8 protein-coding genes are annotated in these 8,046 nt (G+C 72.3%); 6 read left to right on the top strand and 2 right to left on the bottom strand.

What is annotated here, in order from left to right:
* A partial coding sequence (locus GT045_RS30955) for a serine/threonine-protein kinase (RefSeq protein ID WP_161336201.1) occupies positions 1–1,259 on the bottom strand: 1,259 nt, incomplete at its 3' end.
* A 160-nt stretch (positions 1,260–1,419) separates the two neighbouring features.
* On the opposite strand from GT045_RS30955, the gene GT045_RS30960 reads away from it, so the two are divergent.
* The 6 genes from GT045_RS30960 (at position 1,420) to proC (ending at position 6,261) form a co-directional block, all read left to right on the top strand.
* On the top strand, positions 1,420–1,761 hold the full coding sequence (locus GT045_RS30960; protein WP_161336202.1) for an SH3 domain-containing protein: 342 nt from the start codon (positions 1,420–1,422) through the stop codon (positions 1,759–1,761).
* A gap of 309 nt (positions 1,762–2,070) precedes the next feature.
* A complete protein-coding gene (locus GT045_RS30965; protein ID WP_161336206.1) occupies positions 2,071–2,583 on the top strand; it encodes an EamA/RhaT family transporter in 513 nt (170 codons plus the stop codon).
* Between the two features lie 152 nt (positions 2,584–2,735).
* Positions 2,736–3,524 carry a class I SAM-dependent methyltransferase gene (locus GT045_RS30970; protein ID WP_161336203.1) on the top strand — a complete coding sequence of 263 codons (789 nt, stop codon included), beginning with the start codon at positions 2,736–2,738 and terminating at the stop codon, positions 3,522–3,524.
* A gap of 200 nt (positions 3,525–3,724) precedes the next feature.
* A complete protein-coding gene (locus GT045_RS30975) occupies positions 3,725–4,522 on the top strand; it encodes an ABC transporter ATP-binding protein (protein ID WP_161336204.1) in 798 nt (265 codons plus the stop codon).
* Complete coding sequence (locus tag GT045_RS30980; RefSeq protein WP_202529187.1) at positions 4,519–5,355, top strand: ABC transporter permease; 837 nt, start codon at positions 4,519–4,521, stop codon at positions 5,353–5,355. The genes GT045_RS30975 and GT045_RS30980 overlap by 4 nt, the downstream gene beginning before the upstream one ends.
* A 93-nt stretch (positions 5,356–5,448) precedes the next feature.
* The gene (gene proC / locus GT045_RS30985) at positions 5,449–6,261 is read left to right on the top strand and encodes a pyrroline-5-carboxylate reductase (protein WP_161292831.1); all 813 of its coding nucleotides are present in this window, start codon (positions 5,449–5,451) and stop codon (positions 6,259–6,261) included.
* A gap of 74 nt (positions 6,262–6,335) precedes the next feature.
* Here proC and trpS read toward each other — a convergent pair whose 3' ends face one another.
* Positions 6,336–7,361, bottom strand: a complete 1,026-nt coding sequence (gene trpS, locus GT045_RS30990; protein WP_161336205.1) for a tryptophan--tRNA ligase — start codon at positions 7,359–7,361, stop codon at positions 6,336–6,338.
* Between the last annotated feature and the right edge of the window lie 685 nt (positions 7,362–8,046).

The raw sequence follows: 8,046 nt of genomic DNA on the forward strand, positions 1-8,046 counted from the left end.
GTCCAGCTGCCGGAAGCCGCCGTGCGATCCGGCGCGCCCTCCTTCTCCGGCGCGTTGCGGCCGAACACCCCGGCCATCCCGGACATCCCCGGCAGGCCGCCCAGCACGGCCGGCACGAGCGCGCCGGCCAGCGCGAGGCCGGCAGCCGCGGCCCCAAGCAGCACCCGGCCGCGGCGCGGGACCCGCAGGGGCCACGGCCTGCCCCGCCCGGCGCCCTCTGCCCGCTCGGCGCCGCCTGGGCGACCGGCCTCCTCTGCCCGCTCGCCCTCCTCTGCCCGGTCGGCGCCTTCTGCGCGCCCGGCCCCCTTCGCTCGCCCGGCGCCCTCTGCCCGGCCGGCCTCCCCGGCCCACCCGGCACGGCCGGGTGCCTCCTGCGCGGGAGTCTCCTCGCCGATGCGCTGTGCCGGTATGAACGCCTGGGTCTCGTACGAGGCCGACACCGAGCGCAGCTCCCGCATCAGCTCGTCCGGCGTGGGCCGGTCCGCGGGCTCCTTGGCGAGGCAGCGCATCACCAGCGGCGCGAGACCGTCCGGCACACCGGTGAGATCGGGCTCGTCATGGACCACCTGGTAGGCGACGACGTACGGGCTGTCGGAGTCGAACGGCCCGCGCCCGGTCGCCGCGTGCACCATGACCGAGCCGAGCGCGAAGATGTCGGCGGCCGGCCCCACCTCACGGGGCCGCCGGAACTGCTCGGGCGCCATGAACGGGGGCGTACCGATCAACTTGCCCGTCTCGGTGCGCAGTTCGCTGTCCTTCGGCCGGGAGATGCCGAAGTCGATGACCTTCGGCCCGTCCTCGGCGAGCAGCACGTTGCCCGGCTTCAGGTCCCGGTGCACCACTCCGACCCGGTGGATGTCGCGCAGCGCCTCGGCGAGCCCGGCCATCAGCCGGCGCAGCTGCCCGGCGGACATGGGGCCCTTCCGCTTCACCTGCTCGGAAAGGGTCGGCCCGGGGATGAACAGGGTGGCCATCCAGGGACGTTCGGCTTCCGGGTCGGCGTCCACGACGGGCGCGGTGAAGGCACCGCTGACCCTGCGCGCGGCGGCCACCTCCTGCCGGAACCGGCCCCGGAACTCGGGATCCCGGGCGAACCGGGCGTGTACGACCTTCACCGCGAGCTTCATCCCCGAGGTGCTCCGGGCCAGGTGCACGACTCCCATGCCGCCGGATCCCAGACAGGACTCCAGCTGGTAGTGACCGGCGTACTCGGGGAGTTCCGCCTCCGCGCCCGCCCCGGTGTTGCGCTGTGGCGTCATGGCCCCCCCGTGCTGTTCGTCCGCGCGCGCGACGCACGGAGCCTAGTCGATGACTCGTACGAGACAGAGGCGGCTTGCTAGCGTCTGCGTGCGATTCGCGCGCGGGTTCCGCGCCGGGTTTCGCCCAGTTCCTGGGAACCGACGGGGGAGGACCACGTTCATGTCAGTCGACCGTGCACAGGAGACCGAGGCCATCGCCGAGGGCGCCGCCGGCGCCGACCCGGGCGGGGTGACGACGCGGGCGGCGGCGGCCGTGCGCACCTATGCCGTCGCCCCCGGCGTCAGGCTGAACGTCCGCAGCGGCCCCGGTACCGGATACAACCTGGTCCGCGTCCTGCCGGAGGGCGTCCGGGTGCCGATCTACTGCCAGACGCCCGGTACGAAGGTGTCCGGGCCCTACGGCACGACGGTCGTCTGGGACCTCATCGACAACGGCGAGTACGTCTCGGACGCCTACGTCCACACGGGCAGCGACGGCTACATCGCCGCCCGCTGCGGCTGACCCGACGGCGCGCCACCCGCCCAGGGGTTCGCCCGCGTCCGGAGCCATAATCGTCTCGTGAGCGACGAAACCGGCACCCCGGGCACCGCGGCGGACCCCACCGACGACGCGACCGCAGGCGACGGCGGTGCCCGGGGCCACGGCAGGGCCCAGGGCACCGGCGCGACCGGCGGCACCGGCGCGGCCCACGACAACCGCAGGGTCCGGCGCGACGGCGGGGTCTGGCGCGACGGCGGGGTCCACGGCGAGTCCGCGGTCCACGGCGAGTCCGCGGGCTACGGCGGATCCGTCGTCCACGGTGAGTCCGCGGTGCACACCGCGTCCGCGTCCGCGGGCCACGGCGACGGCGCAGCCCGGGGCGGTGGACCCCGCCCCGAGCCCCTGCGCTTCTTCGGCACGTCCTGGGTGGGGCACGACAACGGCTACGCGGCCCGCCGCGCCGGTGCCGCCGTCGGCTCCCTCGCCGCGGCCGTCGCCTCCTGCCTGGTGCTCCGCTTCGCCTTCGACGGCATCCGGATCGCCGACACCGGCGCCTTCGTGACCGTGCTGATCGTCGTCATGTTCGCGATCTGCAGCGCCCTCGCCTTCCGCAACACCTGGGAGGGCTTCACCAAGCGCCACGACCCGCAGCGCCAGGCGTCCCTGCGCGGCCTGCTCGCCATCGGCTTCGTCGGCTCCCTCCTCGCCTACTTCTTCCGCTCCCTCACCGAGGCGCCGGGCGAGAAGCTGCACCGCGAGGAGTACGAGAAGGCGCGCGAGGCCCACGAACGCCGCACCACCCGCCGTACCGGCAACCCCTCGAAGAAGAAGCGCGGCCGGTAGCACGCCGGCCCATGTCCCGGAACCGCACGGCCGGACACCGCCACCGGACACCGCCACCGGACACCGCCATGGGAACGGGCCGGACACCGCCACCGGACACCGCCATGGGAACGGGCCGCAACGGCGGGCGGCGGTGCCGTAGACATGGGCCCATGACCACCGCCCAGCCGTCGCAGCCCGGCCCGCACACCGCCCGAGCCGAGTCCTTCAACTCCGCCGCCGCCCAGTACGCCGCGAGCCGCCCCACCTACCCGGCCGCCCTGTTCGACGCCGTCGAGGAGCTGGCCGGCCGCTCCCTGTCCGGTGCCAGGACCGTGGACGTCGGCGCCGGCACCGGAATCGCCACCGGCCTCCTGCACGCGCGCGGCGCCGACGTCCTCGCCGTCGAACCCGGCGCGGGCATGGCCGCCGAGTTCCGCCGCGCGCTGCCCCACCTCCCGCTCGTCCGGGGCGACGGCAACGCCCTCCCCGTCGCCGACGCCCACGCCGACCTCCTCACCTACGCCCAGTCCTGGCACTGGACCGACCCGGCCCGCTCGGTGCCGGAGGCGCTGCGGGTGCTGCGTCCGGGCGGCGCGCTGGCCGTGTGGTGGAACACCGACGCCCTGGACATCGAGTGGATCGCCGAGGCCGCCGCCCGGGCCGGCCGCTTCCTCGGCCAGGACACGGCCGCCGCGCAGCGCAAGGCCGGCGAGCGCGTCGAACGGGCGGACCCCAGCGGACGCCTGGACTTCGCCCGCCGCACCGTCCGCTGGAGCCGCAGCGTCCCCGTCGACACGCACCTCGCCAACATCGGCAGTCACTCGGCCTTCCTCGTCACACCCGGGCGGCACACGGCCGCCTTCCTCGAGGAAGAGCGCGCGCACCTGCTGACGGTCTTCCCCGACGGCGTCGTCGAGGAGACCTACGACGTGCTCCTGCTCGTCGCCCGCAAGCCCTGAACCGACACGTCGCTTCCTTCCTCCCTTGCCTTGGCGTCGCGAGCCCTGAACCGACGCGTCGCTTCCTTCCCCCTTGACGTCGCGAGCCGTGAACCGACGCGTCGCTCCCTTCTCCCCTTGATGTCGCAAGCCCTGAACCGGCGCGTCGCCTCCTTCCCCCTTGACGTCGCGAGCCCACCCGGCACATTATTCATCGCGTGATGAATAACCTGCCGGACACTCCGTCCCCGCCCCTCGCCCCCGCCGTCGACGCCGACGCCCTCACCGTGGTCCGCGGCCCCCGCACCGTCCTGCGCCACCTCCGCTTCACCGTCCCCCGCGGCCGGATCACCGGCCTGCTCGGTCCCTCCGGCTGCGGCAAATCCACCCTCATCCGCTCGATCGTCGGCACCCAGGCCAAGGTCACCGGCACCCTGAACGTCCTCGGCAGGCCGGCCGGCCACCCCACCCTGCGCAGCCGCATCGGCTACGTCACCCAGGCCCCTTCCGTCTACGACGACCTCACCGTCCGCCAGAACCTCGACTACTTCGCCGCGATCCTCGACCCGGGCCGCGCCGCCGCCGAACGCCGCCACCAGCACGTCACCCGGGCCATCGCCGACGTCGACCTCACCCGCCACGCCGACACCCTCGCCGGCAACCTCTCCGGTGGACAGCGGGGCCGCGTCTCCCTCGCCGTCGCCCTCCTCGGCACCCCCGATCTCCTGGTCCTGGACGAGCCGACCGTCGGCCTCGACCCCGTCCTGCGCCGGGACCTGTGGAACCTCTTCCACGACCTCGCCGCCGGCCGCGGCGCCACACTCCTCGTCTCCTCCCACGTCATGGACGAGGCCGAGCGCTGCGACCAGCTCCTCCTCATGCGCGAGGGCGAGATCCTCGCCGACGGCACCCCGGACGCCCTGCGCACCCGCACCGGCACCGACACCGTCGAAGCCGCCTTCCTGACCCTGGTCGACCAGGCGGCCGGCGCGGACCGCACGAAGGAGAGCACCCGATGAGCGCGAACCCCGTGCAGCCGAGCCCCGTGCACCTGGACGCCGCGACCCCGGCGACCACGACCAACCCGTCCGCCCCCACCACAGGACCCAGCGTGCTCAACGCCTCCCGCACCACCGCCACCGCCGCCCGGGTCCTGCGCCAGCTCCGCCACGACCCGCGCACCATCGCGCTGATGATCCTCATCCCGTGCCTGATGCTGGTCCTGCTGCGCTACGTCTTCGACGCCAGCCCCCGCACCTTCGACAACATCGGTGCCTCACTGCTCGGCGTCTTCCCGCTGGTCACGATGTTCCTGGTCACCTCCATCGCCACCCTGCGCGAACGCACCTCCGGCACCCTCGAACGGCTCCTCTCCCTGCCCCTGGGCAAGGCCGACCTCATCGCCGGCTACGCCCTCGCCTTCGGCGCCCTCGCCGTCGTCCAGTCCGCCCTCGCCACCGGACTCGCGGTCTGGCTCCTCGGCCTGGACGTCACCGGCTCCCCCTGGCTGCTCCTCCTCGTCGCCCTCCTCGACGCCCTGCTCGGCACGGCGCTCGGTCTCTTCGTCTCGGCCTTCGCGGCCTCCGAGTTCCAGGCGGTCCAGTTCATGCCCGCGGTGATCTTCCCCCAGCTCCTCCTCTGCGGCCTGTTCACCCCGCGCTCCGCCATGCACCCCGTCCTGGAGGGCGTCTCCGACGTCCTGCCCATGTCGTACGCCGTCGACGGCATGAACGAGGTCCTCCGCCACACGGACATGACGGCCACCTTCGTCCGTGACGTGCTGATCGTGGCGGGCTGCGCGCTCCTGGTACTGGGACTCGGGGCGGCGACGCTGCGCCGGCGCACCGCCTGACGGCCGCGGCCGGGCGGAACCCGGCGCCCCGCCGCGTTCCGCCCACCGGACAACCACCCCCCGCACCCACACCCCGGTGCGAGACTGATCCGCATGAGCCAGAAAGTCGCAGTCCTCGGCACCGGCAAGATCGGCGAAGCCCTGCTCAGCGGAATGATCCGGGCCGGCTGGGCCCCCGCCGACCTCCTGGTCACCGCCCGCCGCCCCGAGCGCGCCGAAGAACTCCGCAGCCGACACGGAGTCACCCCGGTCACCAACACCGAGGCCGCCAAGACCGCCGACATCCTGATCCTCACGGTCAAGCCGCAGGACATGGGCACCCTCCTGGACGAACTCGCCCCGCACGTCCCGGCCGACCGCCTGGTCATCAGCGGAGCGGCCGGCATCCCCACCTCCTTCTTCGAGGAGCGCCTGGCCGCGGGCACCCCCGTCGTGCGCGTCATGACCAACACCCCCGCCCTCGTAGACGAGGCCATGTCGGTCATCTCCGCCGGCAGCCACGCCACCGAACGGCACCTCGCGCACGCCGAGGAGATCTTCGGTGGCGTGGGCAAGACCCTCCGGGTCCCCGAGAGCCAGCAGGACGCCTGCACCGCGCTGTCCGGCTCCGGTCCGGCGTACTTCTTCTACCTGGTCGAGGCCATGACCGACGCCGGCATCCTGCTCGGTCTGCCCCGCGACAAGGCCCACGACCTGATCGTCCAGTCCGCGATCGGCGCGGCCGTGATGCTCCGCGACAGCGGCGAGCACCCCGTGAAACTCCGGGAGAACGTCACCTCCCCGGCCGGCACCACGATCAACGCCATCCGCGAACTGGAGAACCACGGCGTACGGGCCGCCCTCATCGCCGCCCTCGAAGCCGCCCGCGACCGCAGCCGCGAACTCGCCTCCGGCAAGAAGGACTGACAGGACTGACCCGGCCCGCCGGGCAACCCGCGGGCGGCGGCCCGACCGCCGCCCGCGGAGCGGCACCGGCCGGGCTACCCGGCAGCGCTCAGCGAGGGCTCCGCCACGGGTGGCAGCAGTCCGATCGCCCTGTAGGCCCTGTCCACCGTGGGCCGGGCCAGTGCCCGCGCCTTCTCCGCACCGTCCCGCAGCACCCCCTCCACATACGCCGGATCGGCGCACAGCTCCCGGTGCCTGGCCTGCAGGGGCCGCAGCACCTCCACCACCGCCTCCGCGGTGTCCTTCTTCAAAGAGCAGTACGAGTCGTAAACGGCCGCCAGTGACTCAGGGTTCCCGCCCGTGCACGCGGCGAGAATGTCGAGCAGATTGCTCACCCCGGGCCGGCCCGCACGGTCGTACCCGACGTCCCGGCCGCTGTCGGTGACCGCCCGCATCACCTTCTTCCGCACCGTGTCCGGCTCGTCCAGCAGGTACACGACCCCCGCGCCCGAGTCGTCCGACTTCCCCATCTTCCTCGTGGGGTCCTGAAGGTTCATCACCCGCGCCCCCACCTGCGGCAGCGTCGTCCTGGGTACGACGAACACGTGCCCGTAACGCTGGTTGAACCGCACCGCCAGGTCCCGGGTCAGCTCCACGTGCTGCGCCTGGTCCTCTCCGACCGGGACCTCGTCCGTGCCGTACGCCAGGATGTCGGCCGCCATCAGGACCGGATAGGTGAGCAGGGACAGCCGGACGCTCCCCCCGCGCTCGCGCTCCTTGGCGGCCTTCTCCTTGTACTGGATCATCCGCCGCATCTCACCGTCGGTCGCCACGCACTCCAGCAGGTACGACAGACGCGTGTGCTCGTCGACATGGCTCTGGAGGAACACGGTGCACGCGTCGGGATCGAGCCCGGCCGCCAGCAGCAGCGTCGCCGTCTGCCGGCTCAGCCTGCGCACCCGCGCCGGATCGTGGTCCACGGTCAGTGCGTGCAGGTCCACCACGCAGAACAGCGAGTCCGCCCGGTGCTGGTCCACCTCGGCCCAGCGCCGCATGGCTCCCAGGTAATTGCCCAGGGTCAGGTGCCCGGTCGGCTGGACCCCGCTGAAGACCCGAGTCATCTCCACTCCACCTTCTGATTCGGGACCACCGCTCCTGCGGCCGGCCCCCTTCAGTCGGAGGGAGATACGAGAACGGCCGCCGAAGCGGCGGCCGTTGAGTGCATACGTGAGCCGGCCGCCGTCAGGCGGCCCACCAGAACTGGTTGCACGTACGCGTCATCACGTCGTCCACAGTACGCCCCCGGAGTGCTCCCCGGGGGGTGAGTTGACACGCCCCTACCGGATCCGTAGTGTTCTCCGAGTTGTCCGACGTGAGCGCCGACCCCGGTCGGTCCCCGGACAGCCACTCCGCAAGCACCACCCACTCTTTCGACACCTCGGTGTCGTCGGTTTCGGCGTGCGTATTTGCGAAATGAGGAATCCGTGTTCGAAAGGACGCAGGCCCCCGATTAGCTCGGGAGCCAGGAATCCGCTAAAGTCTCACTCGTCGGAACGGCCCAACAGCCGGTAAGACAAACCCCCCTGACTGGGAGTCAGACGCCGAAAGGATCTGATAGAGTCGGAACCGCCGGAAAGGGAAACGCGGAAGCGGGAACCTGGAAAGCACCGAGGAAATCGGATCGAGAAAAGATCTGATAGAGTCGGAAACACCGAAGGGAAGCCCGGAGGAAAGCCCGAGAGGGTGAGTACAAAGGAAGCGACCGTTCCTTGAGAACTCAACAGCGTGCCAAAAATCAACGCCAGA

Source organism: Streptomyces sp. SID486 (assembly GCF_009865385.1).
Taxonomy (GTDB): domain Bacteria; phylum Actinomycetota; class Actinomycetes; order Streptomycetales; family Streptomycetaceae; genus Streptomyces.